General features: G+C 62.2%; 20 protein-coding genes. 9 read left to right on the top strand and 11 right to left on the bottom strand.

Going from position 1 to position 23,346, the window contains the following annotated elements:
• Window position 1: 1 nt before the first annotated feature.
• The 5 genes from CHEJ32_RS0110335 to CHEJ32_RS0110315 form a co-directional block, all read right to left on the bottom strand.
• On the bottom strand, window positions 2-1,033 hold the full coding sequence (locus tag CHEJ32_RS0110335; RefSeq protein ID WP_028033817.1) for a four-carbon acid sugar kinase family protein: 1,032 nt from the start codon (window positions 1,031-1,033) through the stop codon (window positions 2-4).
• A complete protein-coding gene (locus tag CHEJ32_RS0110330) occupies window positions 1,030-2,646 on the bottom strand; it encodes an ABC transporter ATP-binding protein (protein ID WP_028033816.1) in 1,617 nt (538 codons plus the stop codon). Before CHEJ32_RS0110330 ends, CHEJ32_RS0110335 begins: the two co-directional genes overlap by 4 nt.
• The gene (locus CHEJ32_RS0110325; protein WP_028033815.1) at window positions 2,639-3,541 is read right to left on the bottom strand and encodes an ABC transporter permease; all 903 of its coding nucleotides are present in this window, start codon (window positions 3,539-3,541) and stop codon (window positions 2,639-2,641) included. Before CHEJ32_RS0110325 ends, CHEJ32_RS0110330 begins: the two co-directional genes overlap by 8 nt.
• Before the next feature lie 38 nt (window positions 3,542-3,579).
• Window positions 3,580-4,494, bottom strand: a complete 915-nt coding sequence (locus CHEJ32_RS0110320) for an ABC transporter permease (RefSeq protein ID WP_028033814.1) — start codon at window positions 4,492-4,494, stop codon at window positions 3,580-3,582.
• A 63-nt stretch (window positions 4,495-4,557) separates the two neighbouring features.
• A complete protein-coding gene (locus CHEJ32_RS0110315) occupies window positions 4,558-6,015 on the bottom strand; it encodes an ABC transporter substrate-binding protein (protein WP_051469583.1) in 1,458 nt (485 codons plus the stop codon).
• A gap of 362 nt (window positions 6,016-6,377) precedes the next feature.
• On the opposite strand from CHEJ32_RS0110315, the gene CHEJ32_RS0110310 reads away from it, so the two are divergent.
• Genes CHEJ32_RS0110310 through CHEJ32_RS0110295 form a run of 4 tightly spaced genes read left to right on the top strand, consistent with a single transcriptional unit; the run spans window position 6,378 to window position 10,552 of the window.
• Entirely contained in the window at window positions 6,378-7,550 is a 1,173-nt protein-coding gene (locus tag CHEJ32_RS0110310) for an exo-alpha-sialidase (protein ID WP_028033812.1), read from the top strand.
• Complete coding sequence (pdxA, locus tag CHEJ32_RS0110305; protein WP_028033811.1) at window positions 7,547-8,497, top strand: 4-hydroxythreonine-4-phosphate dehydrogenase PdxA; 951 nt, start codon at window positions 7,547-7,549, stop codon at window positions 8,495-8,497. The genes CHEJ32_RS0110310 and pdxA overlap by 4 nt, the downstream gene beginning before the upstream one ends.
• On the top strand, window positions 8,494-9,423 hold the full coding sequence (locus tag CHEJ32_RS0110300; RefSeq protein WP_034658188.1) for a dihydrodipicolinate synthase family protein: 930 nt from the start codon (window positions 8,494-8,496) through the stop codon (window positions 9,421-9,423). The genes pdxA and CHEJ32_RS0110300 overlap by 4 nt, the downstream gene beginning before the upstream one ends.
• A complete protein-coding gene (locus CHEJ32_RS0110295) occupies window positions 9,416-10,552 on the top strand; it encodes an iron-containing alcohol dehydrogenase (RefSeq protein ID WP_034658187.1) in 1,137 nt (378 codons plus the stop codon). The genes CHEJ32_RS0110300 and CHEJ32_RS0110295 overlap by 8 nt, the downstream gene beginning before the upstream one ends.
• Window positions 10,553-10,669: 117 nt before the next feature.
• On the opposite strand, the gene CHEJ32_RS0110290 is transcribed toward CHEJ32_RS0110295, so the two are convergent.
• The 6 genes from CHEJ32_RS0110290 to CHEJ32_RS0110265 all read right to left on the bottom strand — a co-directional run bounded on the left by CHEJ32_RS0110290 (window position 10,670) and on the right by CHEJ32_RS0110265 (window position 17,612).
• The gene (locus CHEJ32_RS0110290; protein ID WP_028033808.1) at window positions 10,670-12,412 is read right to left on the bottom strand and encodes an IlvD/Edd family dehydratase; all 1,743 of its coding nucleotides are present in this window, start codon (window positions 12,410-12,412) and stop codon (window positions 10,670-10,672) included.
• 59 nt (window positions 12,413-12,471) lie between these two features.
• On the bottom strand, window positions 12,472-13,971 hold the full coding sequence (locus CHEJ32_RS0110285) for a tripartite tricarboxylate transporter permease (RefSeq protein WP_028033807.1): 1,500 nt from the start codon (window positions 13,969-13,971) through the stop codon (window positions 12,472-12,474).
• A complete protein-coding gene (locus tag CHEJ32_RS0110280) occupies window positions 13,962-14,453 on the bottom strand; it encodes a tripartite tricarboxylate transporter TctB family protein (protein ID WP_028033806.1) in 492 nt (163 codons plus the stop codon). The genes CHEJ32_RS0110285 and CHEJ32_RS0110280 overlap by 10 nt, the downstream gene beginning before the upstream one ends.
• 47 nt (window positions 14,454-14,500) lie before the next feature.
• Complete coding sequence (locus tag CHEJ32_RS24365) at window positions 14,501-15,445, bottom strand: tripartite tricarboxylate transporter substrate binding protein (protein WP_198023848.1); 945 nt, start codon at window positions 15,443-15,445, stop codon at window positions 14,501-14,503.
• 71 nt (window positions 15,446-15,516) lie between these two features.
• Complete coding sequence (locus CHEJ32_RS0110270) at window positions 15,517-16,377, bottom strand: amidohydrolase family protein (protein ID WP_034658184.1); 861 nt, start codon at window positions 16,375-16,377, stop codon at window positions 15,517-15,519.
• 206 nt (window positions 16,378-16,583) lie between these two features.
• Complete coding sequence (locus CHEJ32_RS0110265; protein ID WP_028033804.1) at window positions 16,584-17,612, bottom strand: LacI family DNA-binding transcriptional regulator; 1,029 nt, start codon at window positions 17,610-17,612, stop codon at window positions 16,584-16,586.
• Between the two features lie 100 nt (window positions 17,613-17,712).
• Between CHEJ32_RS0110265 and CHEJ32_RS0110260 the strand changes: the two genes are divergently transcribed.
• The 5 genes from CHEJ32_RS0110260 to CHEJ32_RS0110240 all read left to right on the top strand — a co-directional run bounded on the left by CHEJ32_RS0110260 (window position 17,713) and on the right by CHEJ32_RS0110240 (window position 22,932).
• Window positions 17,713-18,867: a mandelate racemase/muconate lactonizing enzyme family protein gene (locus tag CHEJ32_RS0110260; RefSeq protein ID WP_034658183.1), complete on the top strand. Its 1,155-nt coding sequence runs from the start codon at window positions 17,713-17,715 to the stop codon at window positions 18,865-18,867.
• A gap of 36 nt (window positions 18,868-18,903) precedes the next feature.
• Window positions 18,904-19,833 carry a 2-hydroxyacid dehydrogenase gene (locus CHEJ32_RS0110255; RefSeq protein WP_028033802.1) on the top strand — a complete coding sequence of 310 codons (930 nt, stop codon included), beginning with the start codon at window positions 18,904-18,906 and terminating at the stop codon, window positions 19,831-19,833.
• A gap of 147 nt (window positions 19,834-19,980) precedes the next feature.
• Window positions 19,981-21,300, top strand: a complete 1,320-nt coding sequence (locus CHEJ32_RS0110250; RefSeq protein WP_028033801.1) for an aspartate aminotransferase family protein — start codon at window positions 19,981-19,983, stop codon at window positions 21,298-21,300.
• A gap of 107 nt (window positions 21,301-21,407) precedes the next feature.
• Window positions 21,408-22,295 carry an amidohydrolase family protein gene (locus CHEJ32_RS0110245; protein ID WP_028033800.1) on the top strand — a complete coding sequence of 296 codons (888 nt, stop codon included), beginning with the start codon at window positions 21,408-21,410 and terminating at the stop codon, window positions 22,293-22,295.
• Between the two features lie 193 nt (window positions 22,296-22,488).
• On the top strand, window positions 22,489-22,932 hold the full coding sequence (locus CHEJ32_RS0110240; protein ID WP_028033799.1) for an SRPBCC family protein: 444 nt from the start codon (window positions 22,489-22,491) through the stop codon (window positions 22,930-22,932).
• The last annotated feature ends 414 nt before the right edge of the window (window positions 22,933-23,346 follow it).

The raw sequence follows: 23,346 nt of genomic DNA, 5'->3' as shown, positions 1-23,346 counted from the left end.
CTCAACCGTCTCCTCCCTCTGTTGAAAGCCGGTCGAGCAACCGGATGAGGGTTTGTCGGTCTCCGAATCCGCCCGACTTGGTGATTATCGTGAACTGTTTGGCGCGGGCAATAGGCAACCCGGGCAAGGCCTCCCCCAACAGTTCGAGCATGTCGATCCCCAAGTGCTGGAGCACGATCTGTGCCGTCGATCCGCCCGAAATGAAGATCGCCTCTCCCTCGCGGGGGCGAAGCCGCAACAGGGTTTCGGCAAGTCTGGCGGCAACTTCCACCGGGTCGGCTTGCGCTGCGGTTTCCAGGGCTTCGATAAGGTTTAGCGTAGATGGTGCGGGTAGATGCTCAGCCGCCACACCGTCAGGGGCTGCCACATAGGTCATGCCGGGCAAAGCCTCCCGCAAAGCTGCGACCTGCGCCTTCGTGATCGGGTCGCGTGAGCCCACGACGAAGGTGATCCTCGTGGCGGTGATGCGCGGTGCAGTCGGCGGTTCAGGCGCCATGCGGCGGGCTATCGCTTCGGCCAAGCCGCGCGCGCCTACCGGCAAGTCGAAGCTCCCCCGCTCGACCGCTGCCTCGATATCATCAGCCGTTCGCGCGTCGGGGATATCTGCCTTCGCTGCGTGGGCGCCGAGCCGCGAGGCAATATCAATCGGCTCGCCCACTCCGAAGCCGCCGAGCCTACCGTTTTCGACCCACCGGCCAAAATCGGGAATGGCGGGCACGACCAGCGCCTTCTGGAACGGGATCGCATCAAGCTCGGCGGAAATATTTCCCTTGAGCCGGGAGTCGATCTTCTTGAAGACCTTCAAGCCGCGAGGCAAACGCCCAATGCACGCCGCAGCACCGCTTCGGGCTCCTTCCGCATCACATTCACGGGTGTTGGTGGAAACACCGACGATTGCCGGTCCCCGATCAAGACAGAGGGGGACGGCTTCCGGTCGCAGCGCTACCATCGTGGCGAGCCCGCGCGCCGCAAAGGGCGCAGCTGCGTCGAGTGCGCCGGTCAGATCGTCCGCCACCACTGCGAGTTTCGTCATGACGGCGTGGCCGCGGCCTGCCGTCGGCCCTCCTGCACATCCGGGTCCGGATCGAGCGCCGCGGCGAGCAGCCTTTGCGTGTATGGGTGCCGCGGCTCATCGAAGATCTGGAGGGTAGGCCCTTGTTCGACGATTTCCCCGGCCTTCATCACGATGACCGTGTCGGCGAAATCGCGCACCACGCCGAGATCATGGGCTATGAACAGGAAGGAGATGCCCAATTCTTCGCGCAGCCGGCCAAGCAGCGTGATCACCTGTGCCTGGATCGAGACGTCAAGGGCGGAAACGGCCTCATCGCAGATAATGAGCTCGGGTTCCAGCGCCAGCGCTCGGGCTATCGCAATGCGTTGTCGTTGTCCGCCGGAGAACTGGTGCGGGTAACGGAGCGCATGTTCCGGAGAGAGCCCGACTTGCACCAAAAGTTCCGTCACCCGGTCCCGACGAGCGGCCCGGTCGGGCATGAGGCCATGAATGTCCCACCCTTCCGAGATGATCTGATAGACCGACATGCGCGGGTTGAGCGACTGGGTCGGATCCTGGAAGATCATGTGCATCTGCCGCCGCGCGGCAAGAAGCTCGCGGGGAGGCATTTTTAGGAGGTCGCGCCCTTTCCATCGGGCCTCGCCGCTGTCTGCCGGCTCGAGCCTCAGGATCGAGCGGGCGAGGGTGGATTTGCCCGAACCGCTTTCTCCGACGATGGCGATGGTCTGTCCCCGCCGCAGCGTGAAGGAGGCCTCCTTCAGCGCGGTGAAGTCGCCATAGCCCTTGCTAAGCGAGCGCACGTCGAGAAGCACGTCGGCTTCCGGCTCGCCGGCGGGTATCTCGCCCTTGCCGGGTGCTGCGGCGATCAGCTTCTTCGTATAGGCATGCTTGGGGTTGTGATAGATGTCGCGTGGCGATCCTTCCTCCACGATCTCGCCGTGGTTCATCACGACGACACGGTCGGCGATGTCGGCCACCACTCCCAGATCATGGGTGATCAGGACCAGCCCCATGCCGGTTTCGGCCTGTAGTTCGCGCAGCAGCGAAAGCACTTCCGCCTGAATGGTGACGTCGAGCGCGGTGGTCGGCTCGTCGGCGATGAGGAGGTCTGGCTTGAGCGCCAGCGCCATGGCGATCATCAGGCGCTGGCGCTGCCCGCCTGAGAACTGGTGCGGATATTTGCGCAGGGCATTGTCGACATCGGGAATTCCGACCCTTGTGAGCAGTTCAAGGCAGCGCCTGCGCGCGTCCTCGGGCTTGCTGCCATGCGCCGTCATTATCTCGGCGATCTGCCAGCCCACCGGATAGACCGGGTTGAGGTGGCCGAGCGGGTCCTGGAAAATCATCGCGATGCGTTTGCCGTTGATCCGGCGGCGCTCTTCGCGGGAGAGCTTGAGCAGGTCCTGCCCTCCGAACAGAATTTCGCCGCTCACGATCTCGGCTGGCGGGATATCCAGCAAATTCATGATCGCCGACGCGGAGACCGATTTGCCCGAGCCGCTTTCTCCAAGGATGGCCAGCGTCTCGCCGCGATCCACGTGCCAGGACACCGAACGCACGGCATCCACCGCACCCCTCGCCGTGTGAAAGCGTACCGACAGGTTGCGGACGGAAAGCAGATAATCAGCCATTGCCGCTGCTCCTTGCCTCCAGCCGCCAACGCTGGGCGGGGTCGAATGCAATCCTCATCCAGTTCGACAAAAGGTTGAGGGAAAGGGTGGTGAGGATGATCGCCAGGCCCGGCCAGAAGGCCAGCCACCAGGCAGATGTGAGATAGGGCCGTCCCTGGCTTACCATGAGCCCCCAAGTGATCTCGGGCGGCTGTATTCCGATGCCGAGGAAGGAGAGAGCCGATTCAGCCAGCATGACGAAAGCGAAATCCAGCGTCGCGATGGTGATCAGCGTAGGCGCCACGACCGGCAGGATGTGGCGCAGGATGACGCGGCCGGGAGAAGCCCCCATGGCTATGGCGGCTTGTACGAACATGCGCTCGCGGATCTCCATTACCTCCGCGCGCGTCGTCCGCATGTAGATGGGCACCCGGGTGATGGCGAGTACCAGTATCATATTGGCCACCGAAGAGCCCAGGATGTAGAGGACCACCACCGCGATCAGCAGCGAGGGGAACGACATGATCACATCCCCCAGCCGCATGATGACTTGAGAGGTGTTCTTCCCGCGATAGCCGGCGATAAGGCCGAGCGCGGTGCCGACGAGCAGGGCAGAGGCCACGGCACCGGCCGCGACCATCATCGTGTTGCGGGCGGCCACTATGACACGTGCCAGCATCGGGCGGCCCAGAGAGTCTCCGCCGAGGACGTAGAGCCATCCTCGAGCCAGATCGAAGGGTGGGCTATTGCGCCCGCGCAGGTTCTGGCTGGAGGCGACATCGCCCAGGAGGGCAGGGCCGAAAATCGCGCAAAGGAGCACCACCAGCAGCACCACCGCGGAGGCGAAGGCGAACTTGTCGCGCCAGAGCATCCGAGGCAGCGCGAGCAGGCGCTCGCGTCCCGGTGCTTCCGTCATCGGCGCGCTTGCTTGAATGTTAGCCACCGTTCTCCTCCCTAGTGACGGATGCGCGGATCGAGGAGCGAATAGGCGATATCGATCAGCAGATTCATCAGGAAGATGGCGATCGCGGTCACCATGATCGCGGCGAGGACGACATTGAAGTCCCGCTGCAGAATGGAATCGATCATCAGTTTTCCGATCCCCGGAAAGCCGAAAATCGTCTCGACCACCACCGCTCCGTTGAGCATGGCTGCCGCCTGGTCGCCAATGACGGTGATCACCGGCAGCATGGCGTTGCGCAGCGCATGAATGAAGATGATCTTGCCCTCCTTCACGCCTTTGGCGCGGGCGGTCTTGACATAGAGCGAGGAGAGGGCGGCAAGCATGGAGCCGCGCACCACCTGAACGATCAGTCCGAAAGGCCGGATGAAGAGCACGGCCACAGGAAGGATCCAGTGCCAAGGCGTTCCCACGCCCGAAGTGGGCAGCCAACCGAGATTGATCGAGAAGATGACGATCGCGACGATGGCGATCCAGAAATCGGGAGCCGAGGCGCCGATCAGTGACACGACGGAGGCGAAGCGGTCGAAGAAGCCTCCGACGTGGAATGCCGCAAGCGAGCCGATCACAATCGCGGCGGCGACAACCAGGCTCATCGTTACCAGCGCGAGCGGGAGCGTCCATGCATAGGCTTCCAGGACCACGTCGATGGCCGGCCGCGCCTTGCGAATGGAATCACCGAGATCGAAGTGGATGAGATCCCATACATACCGGCCGAACTGTACGAGCAGCGGGTCATCAAGCCCGTGCAGGGCTCGAAACTGGTCGCGCATCTCCTGGGATGCATCGATGGGCAGGAAGAGCGAGGTCGGATCGCCCGTAAGACGTGAAAGAAAAAAGACCAGAACGAGCAAGGCAAGCAACGAGAGCAGGCTTGCGATCGCCCGCTGGCCGATGAGTTTCGTCATTGGTGCTTCTCCGTCTCGCCTATGGAGGTCGGTGCCGAGCCAAACCCGGCACCGACCAAGGCATTATTTGAACCCGATTTCCGCAAGCGGGAGCTGCGAGTTCGTCGCGATGGTGGGCCGGAAATCAAGGCGCTCGCTGACGCGGCTGTGCCCGACCATGTGGAAGAGCAGCACATCGGCCACGACTTCATCATGCACATAGGCCATCACCTGCGACCACAATTCAGCGCGTTTGTCACCCGTGGCGGCCGTGGCTTCCTCGATCATCTGGTCGACCTTCGGGTCCGACACCCCCGACTGAGTGCCCTGGCTGTGATACTTGAAGTACATCGAGAACACCGGGTCACCGCGCGAATTGTCGTGCTGGGCGACAATCAACTGGGCCGGTCGGCCTTCGGGGTAAGGCTTCGAGTAGAACTGCTCGTGCTCGGCAACTTCCACCATTCTCAATTTGGCGTTGAAGCCGACTTCGTTGAGCATCTGCACCAGTGCTTCGCCGACCTCCGTCACGTGAGGGAAATTCTCGGTGCGGGCGATCACCTCGATCGGCGCTTCAACATTGACGCCATCGGCCTTCGCCTCTTCAAGCAGCGCCTTGGCGCCCTCCGGATCGTAAGCGTGAGGCTTCAGGTTCGGGTTCCAGCCCAATGTCGTGGGCGGGACGATTGCCGTGGCAAGCTCAGTGCCCTCGGCAAGAATGGTTCCGATGAAGGCTTCCCGGTCGATCGCCTTGTTGAGGGCGAGGCGCACGCGGCGGTCGCCCATCGGTTCGATCGTCTGGTCGATGCGCAGATACACGGTTTCGGAGTTCGGGTAGGTGAAGTCCGTCGCCGGGTTGGTGGCTTCGACTTCCGTGATCTGGGGCGCGATGTCGGCCTCGCCGGTTTCCACCATCGCCGCACGGACTGCCGGGTCGGATCGGAATACGTAACGGGCAGACGTCACCTGGGGCTGCTCGCCCCAATAATCGTCGCGCCGCTTGAGCAGGATGTGCTGCCCGGCAACCCATTCGCTGAGCACGTAAGGACCCGTGCCGACAGGCTCACGTACGAATTCCATCGGCGTTTCCGAAGGGACGATCGTTACCAGTGTCATCAGCAGCGGCAGGATGGGTTGGGCAGGTTCGGCCTTCACGTCGATCGTATGGTCGTCGACGACCGTGAAGGTCAGGTCGGTATCGGCGAAGTAGCGGGCGCTTTCACAGGTGATCTGATCCGAGAAGACGCGATCGAACGAGTGTTTCACATCATTGGCGTCAAAGGAGCTGCCATCGGAAAAGGTCACGCCCTGCCGCAGATTGAAGCGCCACGTGCCGTCACCACGATCTTCCCAGCTTTCCGCCAGGCGAGGCATAAGCCCCTTGCCGCCGCGCACGTCGAGCTGGGTCAGCGTCTCGCTGACGTTCTGCATGATCACGCGTCCGATATTCGAGCGCGTGGCCATGCAGGGCTCGACCAGGTCGAGTTCTTCGCTCAAGACGATGGTGATGTCGGTATTGGTCTGGCCATAGGCCGGGCCCATCGCGGTGGCCGCGAGCAGGGCTCCAAATAACGCATGTCTTAGCTTCACATGATCCTCCCTGGAAGCAGCGTTGCGAGATTGCAACGGCGCCGCTGCTGACCCCGCTGCGGTTTGACCGCCGGCCGCTCCCACGCGACGCGACGGTGTTTTTCATAGCCTGCGCAATATGCACGGCCCATAGCCAAGTTGTCAACATGTTGCGGAATACAGAAAATTTTGGGTGGAAGGCATGCAGGTAACATCCTGTTATTCTTATATCTTTTGACCTTTTTCCGTGCGCTATGCGGCATTTTTGCGATCTGGATAACTTGACAACTTTTCATACTGCGGCGAATGTACGGCTGAATTTCCGCGGAGGGGGCATGAAACCTGAACAAATCGCTCAGCGCATGACGGGCCGGGTAAGCCTGCGGCCGCATGGTGTGCAGGAGGCCTTCCTGCCGTCTCCCATGGTGCAGAACCACGCTGCTTTTATGGACTTTTTTGAGGACGGCACTTTGTTCTGCCTCTGGTTTGGAGGCACTCTGGAAGGCAAATCCGATATCTGCATCTATGGCGCCGCTCTCGCACCGGGCGCGAAAGAGTGGGGACCGGTCGCCAAGCTCAGCGACGATCCGAACCGCTCCGAGCAGAACCCGGTTCTGGTCCGCAACCCAAAGGGCGCATGGCAACTCTTCCACACGGCTCAGCCCGCGGGCAACCAGGATGAGTGCATCCTGCGCGCGCGGGACGTGTGGCTTGAGAAGGGAAAGCTCAGGAGTGGCGAGCCGCGTCAGATCGATCTCCCGCTGGGCACTTTTGTGCGCGCCCGTTTCGTTGCGCGCGCGGATGGCGGCTGGATGATGCCGGTCTTCCGCTGCATTCCACGTCTGGGGCAGCGCTGGAACGGCAGTCACGATACCGCCGGAGTGGCGGTGAGCTTCGACCAGGGCGCAACCTGGCGGCTCGATGAGGTGCCGAACTCCATCGGCTCCGTGCATATGACGATCATCCCGCTTGGGGGTGACGAGATGGCCGCCTTCTACCGGCGCCGCCAGGCCGATTTCGTCCACCGTTCGCAAAGCAGCGACGGCGGAATCACCTGGTCAGCGCCGATGCCGACGGATGTTCCCAACAACAACTCGTCCATAAACGTGATCCGCCTGTCCGATGGCCGGCTGGCGATGGTGTGCAACCCGGTCTCCGCCGCGACGTCCGCCGACCGGCGCGCCTCGCTTTATGATGAAATCGAGGAAGGGGACGCTCGGCCTGACGCGACCGGGGGCTGCTCCCCAGTCTGGGGCGTGCCACGGGCTCCGCTGACGCTCTGCGTCTCGGAGGATGGCGGCAGAACTTTTCCCTTGCGCCGCATCATCGAGGACGGGGAGGGCACCTGCCTGACCAACAATTCCGTGGATGGGCGGAACAAGGAGCTTTCCTATCCCTATATCGTGGAGGGACCGGACGGCGACCTGCACGTTGCGTTCACCTATCATAGGCGCGCCATCAAATATGTGCGTCTTCCGAAGGGATGGATCGACGGAGGCGAGCGATGAGTGGAACCATCGGCATCACCATGGGGGATCCCGCCGGCGTAGGGCCGGAGATCGTGGTGCGGGCCGTCGGCGAAATGAACGCAGCCGACCGCGCGCAAACGCGGATTTATGGCAACCGCGCGACGCTGGAAGAAGCGAAGAAAGTCACGGGCGTCGAGTTGGATTTGACCCCGCTTCTCGTTGACCTTCCCGTCGAAGGCGGCGCCCTTGCCTGGGGCAAGCTCGACCCGCGCGCCGGCGATGCCGCCTTCCGTTTCATCGAGAAAGCTGTGCGCGACGCTCAAGCCGGTCAGATCGGCTGCATCGTCACCGCGCCCATCAACAAGGAAGCCCTGAACGCGGCCGGCCATCACTATGACGGGCACACCGGAATGCTGGCTTCGCTGACGGGGAACCGGTCGGCCTTCATGCTACTGGCCTCCGAGCGCCTTAACGTCATTCACGTCTCGACGCATGTATCGCTGCGCACCGCGATCGAAAGGGCAGCGCCCGAGCGCGTCTTGGCCACAATCCGCGCCGGCCACCGGCATTTCCAACGCATCGGCGTTGCCGAACCGCGTATCGCCGTTGCCGGCATCAATCCGCACTGCGGCGAGAACGGGCTTTTCGGTGACGAGGACGACCGGCAGATCGCACCCGCAGTGGCCGCGGCCCAGGCGGAGGGCATCAATGCCGTCGGGCCGATTTCGGCGGATACGGTCTACCACCGGGCCTACAATGGGGCCTTCGATCTCGTCGTGGCGCAATACCACGACCAGGGCCACGTTCCGATCAAGCTCGTCGCCTTCGACACCGCGGTCAATGTCTCCGTCGGACTCCCGATCGACCGTACTTCCGTCGACCATGGCACGGCATTCGATATTGCCGGGACGGGCAAGGCCAAACACATCAACATGAACGCAGCGATCGCCTATGCGCGGCGCCTTGCGGCAGCGAGAACGGCATGAACCCGGCACTGACAACGGAAATTCATGGGGTGTACTGCGCGGCTGCCACCCCGGTGACAGAAACGGGCGCCGTGGATCACACGGTCTTCGCTGCCCATTGCAAGGCGCTGCTTGCGGAGGGCTGCCATGGGATCGCCATGCTCGGCACGACCGGCGAGGCGAACTCTTTGGGCCTGGCTGAGCGTCACGAAATGTTGGAGCGGGTGATCGAGGCAGGCATAGAGCCGTCGCGCCTCTTGCCAGGCACATCGCAGACCAATGTCGCCGATACCTTGGCATTGACGCGTCACGCGGTGCAGGCGGGGGTGAAAGGCGTCGTTCTGCTCCCGCCCTTCTACTACAAGGGCGTCAGCGATGAAGGCCTCTTCCGCTTCTATGCCGAGGTTATCGAGGGCGTGGGAAGCGATGCCCTGCGGGTCGTTCTCTATCATATCCCGCCGATCGCCCAGATAAGCATCTCGCCCCAACTGATCGGGCGCCTGCGCGATGCCTTTCCCGGCATCGTGGTGGGTATCAAGGACAGTTCCGGGCAGTTCGAGAATATGGAAAGCCTCGCCAAAGCCTTTCCGGGCTTCAGCGTTCTTTCCGGTGCTGACCCGCTGATGCTGCCGCTGCTCAAAGCGGGCGGGGCGGGCTGCATCACGTCGAGCTCCAATCTCGTCGCCTCCGACCTCCGCACCGTTTTCGACGGCTGGTGCAAATCGGAAGGGGCCGAGCGAGTAGCGGGAGCGCAGAAGCGGATCGAGGCCTGGCGCAATCTCACCAATGCTTATGTACAGATACCGACGGTGAAGGCCATGCTCGCCCGTCGCCGCAATCATGCGGGCTGGTCGCGTGTACGGCCGCCGCTGGTCGAGCTCGATGAGCAGCAGAAGGGCGATGTTTGGACCCGAATGAGCGCACTTGAGGAAGCAGGCAATGACTGACCTGACCATTAATCTGGCGCGGGCCATCACCCTGCTGCAGCCCGCCCGCGTGGAGGTAGGAGCCGGCACGGCAGCGCGGCTCGGCCCCTGGGCTGCTGCTTACAAGCGCGTATTTGTCCTTACGGCGCCGGCGACCGCGCCGTTTGCGGGCCGGCTGGGTCTCACAGGCGAAGTCGAGATTTTTCAAGACGTCCCGGCCGAGCCCGACATGGCGGCGCTGGAGGTTGCCCTTGCCGCGGCCCGCGCCTTCAAGCCCGATCTCGTCGTGGGATTAGGCGGCGGCTCGGTAATGGACGTGGCCAAGCTCGTCGCCGTGCTGTGGGACACGGAAAAGAAGCTGCTGGACGTCGTCGGCGTCGGCAGGATCGACGGCCGCAGAACAGCGCTGGCTCAGGTCGCCACCACCTCCGGTACCGGTTCCGAGGCAGGCACAAGGGCGCTGATCACCGACCCTGCGACGTTGGCCAAGCACGCGACCGAAAGCATTCACATGCTGGCCGACATCGCCATCCTCGATCCGGAACTCACCTATTCGGTGCCCCCAGCCGTAACCGCCGCCACCGGCATCGATGCGCTTGCCCATTGCGTCGAAGCCTTCACCAGCCTGAAGGCGCATCCGCTGGTCGACGATTACGCTCGCATGGGCATCGCGCTGGTCGGGCGCTATCTGGCGAGGGCTGTAGCCGATGGCGAGGACACGGAGGCCCGCGGCGGGATGATGCTCGCCTCCTATTATGGAGGGCTCTGCCTCGGGCCCGTCAATACGGCGGGCGGCCATGCTCTCGCCTATCCGCTCGGCACGCGTCTCAAGCTACCGCATGGCCTAGCCAACGCCATCGTCTTCCCGCATGTCTTGGCCTTCAACGTGCCGGCCTGCGAGGGGAAGACTGGGGAAATTCTTTCGCTCCTGGGGCTTGGCGGCGCATCGGAAAGACAGGAAATCTTCTCCGCGGCTTACGAATTTTGCCGAAATCTCGGCGTCGAGATGCGCCTTTCGGCACATGGAGCCAGCCGGTCGGACTTGCCCGCCTGGGCGCTCGAGGCGCATGCCATCCGCCGCCTCCTGGACAACAATCCCCGGCCCCTGAGCCCAGAAGATATTTCGGACATCTATGAGGCTGCCTATTAAGCCTCTGATCCACGCTCAGCAGGTGTCCTTAAACGCGCCTTGCCGGATGGGTGGCGGCCGAAACGGAGCCACTTGCCTGGACCGCCACGAAAGGACCACCAACGCAGTGGATCCATCTCAAAAGGAAACCTTGCTGGGCTGGATCCGCGTCGCACCGACGAGGAAATCGAAGTCGGCACCCTGATGGGCCTGTTGCACTGAATTGATGAACATCCGGCCATAGCCGCGCTCGAAATGCGGCTCGGGCAGCACCAGCTCCGCGCGACGCCGGTTAAGTTCGGCCTCGCTCACATTCATTTCCAGGCGGCGGGAAGGGACGTCGAGCACGATCTCATCCCCGGTGCGGACGAGGGCCAGAGGGCCGCCCACGGCCGCTTCCGGTGAGATATGCAGAACGACGGTGCCGTAGGCAGTGCCGCTCATGCGACCGTCAGAGATCCGAACCATGTCCGTCACGCCCCGCGCGAGCAGTTTGGAAGGCAGCGCCAGATTGCCCACCTCCGGCATGCCGGGATAGCCGACCGGACCTGCGTTCTTCAGGATCAGGACGGTGGTCTCGTCCACGTCCAGCTCGGGATCCTCGATGCGTGCGCGATAATCGTCGGCGTTCTCGAAGACGAGAGCCTTGCCGCGATGACGCATCAGGGCAGGGGAGGCAGCCGACGGTTTGAGCACTGCGCCCTCCGGCGCGAGATTGCCACGCAGGACCACCATTCCGCCCTGCTCCGAAACAGGATTGTCGCGGGGGCGGATGACTGCATCGTCGAAACACTCCGCCCGCTCGATACGCTTGCCAAGAGCGGCACCTTCCACCGTCGGTGCGGTGAGATCGAGCCGGTCCTCCATGCGCTTCATCAGCGCGGACAGCCCGCCAGCATAGTAGAAATCCTCCATGAGGAACCGCCCGGAGGGCTTCAAGTCGACGAGACAGGGAACGCCTGCACCGAGCCTGTCCCAATCGTCCAGTGAAAGCGGGACACCAAGGCGCCCGGCCAAGGCGAGGAGGTGGACCACCGCATTGGTCGAGCCGCCTATGGCGCCATTGACGACGATGGCGTTGTCGAACGCGGCGCGGGTCAGGATGCGCGAGATGGTCGTGCCATTGTGCACGAGGCTGACGATGTGACGGCCCGCCTGCTCTGCGAGATGCTGGCGCCTGCTGTCCACAGCGGGTATAGAACCATTCATTGGCAGGGCGATGCCCATTGCCTCCGAGAGCGAGGCCATGGTCGATGCCGTGCCCATCGTCATGCACGACCCGGCGGAACGGCTCATGGCCGCCTCGGCCTCGGCATATTCCTCGCGGGTCAGATGGCCGGTCCTGTAATCCTCGTCGAAGCGGAACACATCCGTTCCCGAGCCGAGCTCGCGGCCGCGAAAGCGCCCGTTGAGCATCGGTCCGCCGGAGACCAGAATGGCGGGAATGTCGCAGCTGGCTGCGCCCATCAAGAGGGCAGGGGTGGTCTTGTCGCAGCCTGCCAGAAGGACGACGCCGTCGATCGGATTTGCCCGGATCGTCTCTTCGACATCCATGCTGACGAGATTCCGGAACATCATCGTGGTTGGGCGCATCAAGGGCTCGCCCAGGCTCATGACCGGAAACTCCAGCGGGTATCCTCCCGCAAGCAGCACACCCCGCTTCACGAACTCGGCCAGGTGGCGCAGATGCTGGTTGCACGGGGTCAGCTCAGACCAGGTGTTGCAAATGCCGATCACCGGGCGCCCATCGAACAGCTCCGGCCCAAAGCCCTGGCTGCGCATCCAGCTTCTCGGGATGAAGCCATATTTGCCTTCACGCGCGAACCATTCGGCGCTGCGCATCGGCTTTCGGGAACGCGGCTCGTCCTGCGGTCTGCTCATAAACAAGCTCCTCGCCGGCACGTCGGTGGCCGGCTGCCATTTTCTGCTTCGGGTGGAGGCTAGGCCAGCGCTCGCTTGCTGGCCATGCGCTTCCACAGCATCACAAGAAGCGGCGAGATCCAGATCAAGATGGTGATGACGCCCACCGTTCCCGCAATCGGCCTTGCGAAGAACTGCAGGAAGTCTCCCTGTGCCTTGATCATCGAGGTGAGGAATGTTTCCTCCAAAAGCCGCCCAAGCACGATGCCGAGAAGTGCCGGCGCAATTGGAAAGCCATTCTCCTCCATGAACCAGCCGACCACGCCAAAAACCAGCATCGTGACCACTGCCGTCAGCGTATTGTCCATCGCGAAGGCCCCGACCACGCAGAAGATCATGATGATTGGCATCAGATAGGATCGCGGCGCATCGAGTATGTAGCGTGAGAGCTTGATCGCGAGATAGCCGAGCGGGATCATCAACAGATTGGCAAGGATGAACGATAGGAAAATTCCGTAGATCAGCGTTGGCTGCGTCTGGAAAATGGTCGGCCCGGGTGTGAGGCCTTTCATGAACAGCACGCCGATCACAATGGCTGTCATGGAATCTCCGGGGATGCCGAGAACTGTGGCCGGCACGTAGCTTGAGGAGACGCTTGCATTGTTCGCCGCGCCCGCCGCCACGATGCCCTCCAGGCTGCCGTCATCAAATTCCTTCCGGTTACGGCTGAAGCGCCTGGCGAGCGCGTAGGATATCCATGCGGCGATGTCTGCGCCGGCCCCTGGGAGCGGTCCCGTTCCGGTTCCGACGATGATGCCGTTCGCAAAGCCGCTGCGATAGCGCCAGAGTTCGGGCATCAAGCCCTTGAAGATGTTGCCGATCTTAAGCTTCGCCATGCTCGGCAGCGGCTCGCGGGACATCGCATAGCGAAGGATTTCCGCGATGGCGAACATTCCGATCAACGTGGCAACCAGGCCAACGCCGCCATAAAGCGCCGTGCTGCCGAAGGTGAAGCGCGGTTGGCCGGTAACGGGGAACACGCCGATCATCGCAATCAGGAGCCCAAGAAGAAGCGATATGGCCCCTTTCACGGGACTGCCCGGCGAGATGAAGGCAGCCGAAGTCAGGCCGAGGCAGACGAACCAGAAATATTCATAGCTGCTGATATTAAGCGCGAAACGGGCGACTGCCGGGGCAAAGAACATGAGGAAAAGGGCGCCGACGAGCCCGCCCACGGCGGAGGTGACGACGCAGACGCCGAGAACCAGTTCTGCCTTGCCCCGCAATGTCAGCCGGTATGCCGCATCCGTATAGGCGGCCGATGCAGGCGTGCCGGGGATGCGCAGAAGGACGGAGGGAATGTCGCCGGCGAAGATCGCCATCGCGCTCGCACTCACGATCGCCGCAATTGCCGGAAGCGGCTCCATGAAAAAAGTGACCGGCACCAGAAGCGCGACGGCCATGGTGGCCGTCAGGCCGGGAATTGCCCCCACGAAAAGCCCGAAGACCGACGCCAGCAGGACGACGAGAAGAACGTTCGGCGCCATCAGCGCAAGGAAGGCCTGATAGATCACCTCCATGTCAGCACTCCCGCATAGGCCTCGAGCAATCCCCACGGCAACGGCACGAGCATCATGTCCTGGAACGTCACTTTCACGACGGCGATCGTGGCGACCGAGACGATGAAAGAGGCGAGGGGAGCGCGGGTGAATTGGAGCATCGTGACAAAGAGCGAGATGAATCCCGCGATAATGAAGCCCAGCCAGCTCGAGGTGAGGATGTAGAAGAGGAGCGCCGCGATCACGACTGCGACATTCGCCAGATGGCGGCGCGAATGGATCCAGCTCTCGAATGCGACGAGAGGAACGGCCGCTCTTTCGCGCCAGCCGTTCCAACTGAGGATGAGGCCGGTGCCGACCAGGCCGATGCCAACGATGGCGGGGAAGAAACCTCCTCCATAACCGCCGCCGAAGATGGGCCTTGGCTGCATTGACGAGGCGATGAGGGCAATGACGCCGAGGGCCACGATGATGGGTCCTAGAACGATATCGGATACCTTCATGAGCCCTCCCTGCTCGTCGTCACTGCGCCTTTGCCACCCGGCCAGTTTTACTGGATCGCGCCGGCGGCCCGCAGCACGGTCTCCGTGTCCTGCTCGTGGGTCTTCATCCAGTCCAGCAGGCCATCGCGTCCGCGATACTGAAGGCCGAAGCCGCGCTCGCTCATGTTCTTCTGGAACGTTTCGCTGTTATAGATCTCCTCCATGGCGACCTCGAGCTTGTCGACGATTTCGTCCGGCAAGCCGGCCGGGCCGACCAGCGCGCGAAAGACGCCGCCGGGGGCAGCATCCGGGATTTGCTCGCCGGCCGTCGGCACGTCCGGAAAGGCCGACAGGCGCTCGGGAGCCAGCACGGCAAGCGTGCGGACCTCGCCCGCATCGAGCATGGATGCGGCCTCCGGAACCGAGGCGGTCAGGATATCGACGCCGCCTGCCACGAGTTCCTGCAGCCCAGCCGCGGCGCCGGCGCTCGGCACCCAGCGCAGGACCTTGATGTCGATACCGTTGTCGATCAGCACCTTGGAGAAGGCGCTGCTCCAGCTGCTGGGGCATACCGCGCCACAACCGATGGCAATCGACTGCGGATCACCCTTCAGTTTCTCGACCACTTTGGCAAGGGTCTTGAATTGACTGTCAGCTTTGACGTGAACGGCGGCAAAGTCGAAATTGTATTGCGCGATCGGCGTATAGGATTCGCTCGTCAGGTTTCCCATGCCGAGATGACGAAACGGCGCATAGTTGAAGAGGATGCCGAGCGTATAGCCGTCAGGCTTCGCGTTGGAGAGCTCGGTAATGCCCGCGATCCCGCCACCCTCGGCGCGATTGACGACGTTGAACGGTTGACCGAACTTCTGTTCCAGCCCGGCCGCGAGCCAGCGCGCCGTTGCGTCCGTGCCGCCGCCTGCACCGGCGGCGACGATCAGCGTCACCGGGCGGTTCGGCCAATCGTCGGCCGATGCCGCCGAGGTAGCCAGACCGAGCGCAAAAGCCGCCACGGTCGCAAGTTCAAGAAGCCTTTTCATCCCAATTTCCTCCCATTGATCGGTATGGCGGTCACGGCAATGCTTCAGACAGCCAGCGGCTTGTGCCACCAGTGTTCGAAGGGATTGGACTGGAGGATCGCGTCGATCGTTTCCTGAGATACCCTCGGAAGGGACGTACCCTCGGTGAAGCGATTTATATTGCGGAGGCCGTCGATCGATTCCTCCACCTGCGCGAAGGGAAAATCCGTGCCCCAGAAGATCTTGTTGCGGTCGGCGATCAGATATTCCTGCGCGGAGATCAGCGCTTGGTAGAATTGCCACGGCCGGTAGCACAGGGCGGACACTTCCGTGTAGACATTGGGACGCTTGCGCGCGACGACGATGCATTCGTCGATCCAGGGATGCCCCATATGCGCCATGATCATCTTGAGATCGGGATAGCGTTGCGCGACCGCGTCCACATGCAACGGGCGCCCGGCATCCAGAAGCGTGTCCCGGGCGAAAGTCGTGCCCATATGCATGGTCAGCGGGATATCGTTCTTCTGGCAATAGGCGTAAACAGGGTCCAGGCGCGGGTCGTCGAGCGGCACGCTGTTGTAGATGGGCCCGAACTTCACACCCTTGAGCTTCAGCGTGCCGATCGCGTGCTGAAGAAGTTCCATATAGTCGGGACGCCGCGGGTCCACGCAGGCAAAGCCAACGAACTTGTCCGGATACCTCTCGACGGCCGCCGCTGTGACTTCGTCATTTCCGTCGACGCCGACTGAATCCTTATAACGAAGCGAAAAGATGATTGCCTTGTCCACGCCACGCATCGCTTCGTAGAGCGTGTCCGCATCCGCCCTCATCTCCACGCCGCCGGGCCGCGCTCCGCCGGTGAGATCGACAGGGGGCGGCGAGAACTGGTCGGCGTTGAATATGTTGACGTGGCAATCGACGATCATGCGTTGAGCTCCCATTCACGATGAACAGCCTGGCGGCCTGAGGCAAATCACTGTGTTCCTGGCGGGACGAGCTGCTGCTCGCCGCTTCTCCTCGGCAGTTCCCGGCTCGACAACGAACATGTTGTTCTTTAGTTGATTTAACGATACATCAATCCGAAGTGTTGTCAAACACGAAGTATCCGAACGCGCCAGGAGGAGGGATGCGATCAGGATGGCGACCGCGTGGAGCGGCCCGGCTGGAACTCGATCGGAAGGACGATTTCGGTTTCCGTGAAGGCTCCGCTTTGCAGGCGCGCGATGAGCTCGGAAGCCGCGCGCTCGCCAATGGCATGCGCGGCCGAACGCACCGTCGTGAGCACCGGATCGACATAGCGCCAGATATCGAACGCGTTGAAACCGGTGATCTGGATCTCGTCGGGAATGCGCAGGCCTTTGGCGGCGCAGGCCTTCATCGCTGCTATCGCCATCTGGTCGTTGCCGCCGATGATCGCATCGGGCGGCGTCAGCCGGTCAAGCGCCTTAAGCGTTTCGCGGTAAGTGACATCGTAGCTTTCGTCACCGCACGAGATTACCTCGATATCCGGAGCGCCCGCTTCCCGGATAACCTGCGAGGCACCTTCCTTGCGGGCGCGCATCGCCGCCCATTCCGTCTGCGGCAGAAGCATCCAGAATTTACGCGCGCCGGATGCGAGCAGATGGCGGGCGACCTGCCTCCCGCCATCCATGTCGTCCTGGCGGATGATGGCGCAATCCGTATCCGGGGGAACACGCTGTTCCTGCAGGAGAACGAAGGGGGCGCGAAGGGTCGCCAGTTCGCGGACGAACCAGTTGCGCTGGTCCTGGTCACCGGAGAGGATCGCCACCATGCCATCGGCCTCGATGTCCTGGAAAAGCCCGGTGGTGCGAAAGTCGGACGGCTTTATCCCGCGAAGGATGAGGCTGTAGGAATTGGCGGTCAGGTAGTTGGTCAGGCCCGTCACCTGCGCCGTGATGAAGGGGTCGCTGAGAAAGTCCGGATCCTCGACGACGATCAGCATCCCGATCGTCCACTGTTGCGAAAGCCGCAGGCGACGTGCTGCAACCGACGGGCGATAGCCGAGCTTCTCTATCACCTTTCGAATGCGCCTGGCGGTGACATCGGACACACGGCCGCGGCCATTGAGCACGTTGGATACGGTCATTGCGGAGACGCCAGCCTCGCGGGCCACATCCTTTATCGTGACAGGCTTGTCCACGGGCTTTCCAAGCTGCGTCAACCTCACACCCCCGACATCGAACCAAACGAAATCGCGATTCCGGCAACGCCGGGATCCTCAATACTGCCGGAGCATGCCCATGACAGATACCACGATCAAGAAAGTCCATTGTCATCTCCTGACGCAGGACATGAGTCAATCCGGCATCAGATGGGCCGGCGGCGACATGCGCTATTGGAACACAGCGCTTGTCGAGGTAGCCACCGAAGGCGGCCTGCGCGGCTTTGGCGAGGCCTATTATCCCGGACTGAGCGCGCCTTTGGCGACGCGGGCGCTCGTCGAAAACTATGCTCCCTTGCTGATCGGCGAGAATGCGTGTGACGCGACGAAACTGTTTCACAGGCTTCGATCGAAATCGCTCGCCTGGGGGAAGGCGGGCCTCCCTTTGATGGTCGCCGGCTCGATCGAAGTGGCGCTCTGGGACATAAAGGCCCAGGCGCTGGGCGCACCTCTCTATCAGCTGCTGGGCGGCAAGGCCCATGATGCGATCACCGCCTATGCGAGCGGCGGAAATGACGTCCCGCGCGAGCAGCTCATCGCCGAGATGGAGAGCTATCTGGAGCGAGGGTTCCGCGCGGTGAAGATCCGCATCGGCCGATCGGTCGCCGAGGATGTCGAGAAAGTGCGGCTTTGCCGCGACGTTCTCGGGCCCGATGTCGAGCTCATGGTGGACGCCGTGATGGGGCACAATCCACGGCCATTTTCGGCCAAGGAAGCGTTGGCCCACATCAACGCCCTGGAGAGATTCGATATCACATGGTTCGAGGATCCCGTCGGCAATCGCGACTATGAAGGATGCGCCTTCGTGCGCAAGCACTCACCCGTCCCCGTCGCGGCGGGCGAGACGGCCGTCGGCGTGCATGAATTCGTACCTTATTTCCAAGCGGGTGCTCTTGATTGGGTACAGCCCGACCCTACCCATTCCGGCGGCATCACCGAATGCCTGGACATCGCCGCCCTGGCACGCGCCCATGGTGTCCGCGTCGTCTACCATTCCTGGGGCATGGCGCCATGTCTGGCCGCCAATTACAGCCTTGCCTTCGCCGATCCGTATGCGCGCTACCTGGAATACCCCACTCATGGTCTGCCGCTCGTCGAGGAACTGGCCGAAACGCCCCTCAAGCTGATCGAGGGCAAGATACCGGCTCCAACGGCACCGGGTCTTGGGGTGAAGTTGAACGAAGATATCCTATCGCGATACGCCTTTGTGGAAGGCAGCACATTCTGGCCGTGAGCCTGCACCTCCAATCCTCTCAGACAGGAGAAACCGATGGGCATCGACATCCTGCAGACCCATGCATTGCGGGAGAGCTGCGAGCACGCTCTCGCCCAGCGCTTCATCGTCCACAAGCTGCACGAGGCACCGGATCGGAAGCGGCTCCTTGCGGAAATCGGCACGAGCGTCCGCGCCATTGCCGGAGGCCAGGTCTCGGCGGGGCTCATGGACCAGCTTCCCAATCTGCAACTGATAGCGAATTTTGGCGTCGGCTACGATTCCATCGACGTGGCGGCTGCAGCAAGCCGCGGCATCAGAGTGACGAACACGCCCGATGTTCTCAATGACGCCATGGCGGAAATCACGATCGGGCTGATGATCGCGCACGCCCGCCGTCTCCCCGAGGCCGACAAATTTGTGCGAGCGGGCCGGTGGCCAAGCGGCAACTTCTATCTGGGCCATGAACTAAAGGGGCGCACGGTCGGTATCGTCGGCCTCGGTCGCATCGGCAAGGAGATCGCCCTTCGCGCCCAGGCCATGAAAATGCGCGTCGTTTATCACGGGCGCAATCAGCAGGCAGACCAGCCATATTCATTCTACCCGGATCTTCTCGATATGGCCCGCGACGCGGATTGGCTGGTTGTCGTCACGCCGGGAGGGGCGGGCACCCAGAAGCTGATCAGCCGCGCGGTGCTCGAGGCGCTCGGGCCTGGCGGCATATTCGTCAATGTCGCACGAGGCACCGTGGTGGATCAGTCGGCTCTCGTTGAACTGCTTGGAAACGGGAAACTTGGCGGAGCGGCGCTCGACGTGTTCGAGGATGAGCCGAATGTGCCCGAGGCTCTCCTCAGCATGAACAATGTAGTGCTCTCCCCGCATCAGGGCAGCGCTACGCATGAGGCACGCGACGCGATGGGGGCGCTCGTCGTCGCCAATCTGGAGGCGCATTTCGCAGGCAAGCCTCTTCTTACACCGGTGGTCTGAATAGAGGGCCGGAAATCCCGGTTTTACTTGTTGACTTAACGTTAAACCTAACCCATTTTCGTTAAGTAAGCCGATTGAAGCCGTCGCCTGGCATTTCAGGCATCGTCGCCCAGCGGCGCCCCATCAACAAAATCGGAAATCGAGGAAATGTCAGAGAATCTCCGCAATAGGGTCGAGAGGCAGCGCCAATTCATCGCCGGCGGCACCATGTCGCTGAACCGCGCAATCAATCCGAGCAAACTGTTTGTCCGCGCAAAAGGTGCCTATCTCTACGATGCGGATGGCAAGGAATATATCGATTACCATGCCGGCTTCGCTCCTTATCTTTTCGGCCATGGCGACGCGGAGGTCGATGAGGCCGTCGTCGAGGCGATCCGCTCCGGCGCATCGCTGATCGGTGCGGGCACGATGCCTTGGGAAGCCGAAATCTCGGAACTGATCGTCGAATGCGTACCGGGCATCGAGCAGCTTCAGCTGACGAGCACCGGTTCGGAGGCCGTGGGCTATGCGCTCCGTCTTGCGCGCGCCTATACCGAGCGCGACGTCGTCGTGGTCATGCAAGGGGGCTACAATGGCTGCTCCGATTATGTCAGCTACAACCTCATGGACCCGGCAACATTCGTCGAGCCACACAAGCCGGGCGAGGAATATCCGCTCAGCGTCATCACGGCGGGGGTCCCGAAGGTCATCGATCAGACCGTCAGGGCAATCGAGTACAATGACCTGGAGGCTGCCGAGCGCACGCTGGCCAAGGGCGACGTGGCGGCGATCATCCTCGAGCCTATTCTCCAGAATATCGGCATCGTGAAGCCGTTGCCCGGCTATCTCGAGGGCCTCCGCGCGCTCTGCGACAAATACGGCACCCTGCTGATCTTCGACGAGGTGAAAACCGGTTTCCGGCATGCGCTCGGCGGGTACCAGGCGCTGTCGGGCGTGACGCCAGACCTGTGCACCTTCGGCAAGGCTGTCGCCAACGGGTATCCTATGGGTGTGGTCGGAGGAAAGCGCGAGATCATGAGCCTGTGCAGCCATCCGTCGCCGGCCAAACGTGTCGTCGTTGCCGGCACCTATAACGGTCACCCCGTGAACGTTGCAGCAGCGAAAGCTTGCCTCACCCGCCTCAAGACGCGTGAGAAGGAAGTCTATGGCGAACTGGAGCGCTTGGGCGCCCGGCTCGAAAAAGGACTGAACGAAGTTTTCGCGGCGAGGAACTATCCCACCACCGTCGTCAGGCAGGGGTCCGCCTTCGTCGTCTACTTCATGGACCACGCGCCCGTCAGCTGGCGCGATCTCGCTCTCAACAACGACATGGAACGCGACCTCGTGTATCGCCGGGCACTGATCGAGGAAGGCATCTTCCAGTTCCCAGTCGTGACGAAGCAAGGGAGCATATCCCTGGCGCATACCGATGCCGATATCGACCGCACCATCGAACTCACGGACAAGGTCGTGCGCACGCTGAACTGAGGAAACAGGTTCGGGCGGGACGACTTGCGTAGAGTGCGGCGGGCGGTGGAAAATGTGCCCGCCCGCCGCATTACTCAGGCGAACGGAATTCAGGGGGAACTCCGACGATGATCATCGACGTCCATACGCATACACCCCAGTACCGCCACGCCGTGCCGGAAGGTCGCCGGCATATCAACACGGCATGGCGGCCGGACACCGCAAGGCCGGCGAACTATTCCTGGGCCGAATACCGGGAGTCCCAGTCGGTGGTGGACAAGTCGATCGTCTTCGGCATCGCGTGGGAGCCAGGCGAGCGTGTGGGCAGCAGCGCCGGTCCCGGAGACGATGGGGACGTGGCTGACACGGTCAACGATTTCACCGCCACCTTCGTTCGCGCCTATCCCGAGGAGCTGATCGGCTTCATGTCGGTCCACCCCTACGATCTCCGGGCAATGGACGAGATGGACCGCAGCCGTGTCGATCTCGGTCTCAGGGGAGTGAAGCTGGGCGCCAACTATCAGAGCTACGATCCTCTCGACCGCCGCGCTCTTGCCATCTACCAATATGCCGAGCGGCACGGCCTGCCGATCCTCTTTCATACCGGCACGTCCGCCGTGAAAAGCGCCCCTATACCGGCTGCGCATCCGCTGATCGTGGACGAGATAGCGATGCGCTATCCCGAGCTCAAGATCATCATGGCCCATATGGGACACCCCTGGACCGTCGACGCCGTCGTGGTGGTGCGCAAGCATGCGAATGTCTACACTGACATTTCCGGCATGATCTTTCGGCCATACACATCATACGAGGCGCTCATCAAGGCAACCGAATGGAACGTGCTCGACAAGCTTCTGTTCGGCTCGGATTTTCCGATCGCCACTCCCGCCGAGACCATGGCTAGGCTCCGCGGCGTCAACGACATCCTGGAAGGCACCAGGATGCCCAGGGTTCCCGAAGACAAGATCGAGGAGATCATCCACCGGGACAGTCTTGCCTTGCTCGGCCTCGAATAGACGCCCGCGCTCTGGGCCGAGCCCACAGTGACTGTGGCCCGCTGTTCAGCCTGGCCGCCAAACAAGGTCTGGAAACCGCGTTCCCAAAAAAGCCGGAATGGCGTGTCGGGCCGACGCAGCCTCGTTCGTCCTTGGGTCGTGAATCGGCGATTATAGAAGCCGCCAATTCGTAACCTGAAAGGAACAACCCGTCATGCCCAGCACCATACGTCTGCATCGCGTTCTGGCAACCAGCCCAGAGAAAGTCTATCGCGCGTTCCTCGAGGGGGATGCCTTGGCGAAATGGCTTCCGCCCAATGGCTTCCTTTGCACCGTGCACCATCTGGAACCGAACGTCGGCGGCACGTTCAGAATGTCGTTTCGCAACTTCACCACGGGAAAGAGCCACTCGTTTGGCGGCGAATATGTCGAGCTCGTCCCGAACGAACGCCTGCGTTACACGGACAGGTTCGACGACCCGAACCTGCCGGGCGAGATGGAAGTCACCGTGACGTTGAAGAAAGTGTCTGTCGGTACCGAGCTGGACATCGTGCAGGCAGGCGTGCCGGATCTCATTCCAGCGGAGGCTTGTTATCTCGGATGGCAGGAGTCGCTGCGAAACCTGGCGAGGCTTGTCGAGCCGGAAATCAATGAATAGCCATCTGAGTGGCGCAAACCCTCCAACATCGGATCGCATGACGGGCTCGGCGATCCGATGCCGCCATTGGGCGTTGAGTCCCATCTACCAGCTATTTCAGTCTGCCGGTCAGATCGTGTGGCGGCAAGGTTGAACTGTCCGCCGTTGGGCAAAGTTGAAATGTCACTTTGGGTGCCTCACCAACCATTTAGAAATGCGACACGCGACATCCCCACTGGCACTGAGCCAAGCCCCCGACCGGACCGGCTGGATCGGGTTGCAAGGGAAGGGAGGGGGCGGGTGAGACGCACCCATCGGCTTTAGCTTTGACAGTTGCAGCAGCCAGTCATTCCGCCGCATCGAGCTCAGAGAGCGCTTGTCGCCGTCGGGCAATGACCGCTGGATCGTTCGTGAAACCCGTCCGCTTGCCCGGCT

Origin of the sequence: Chelativorans sp. J32 (genome assembly GCF_000518985.1) — a bacterium.
GTDB lineage: Bacteria > Pseudomonadota > Alphaproteobacteria > Rhizobiales > Rhizobiaceae > Chelativorans.
This window is presented reverse-complemented; position numbering and strand designations above follow the sequence as displayed.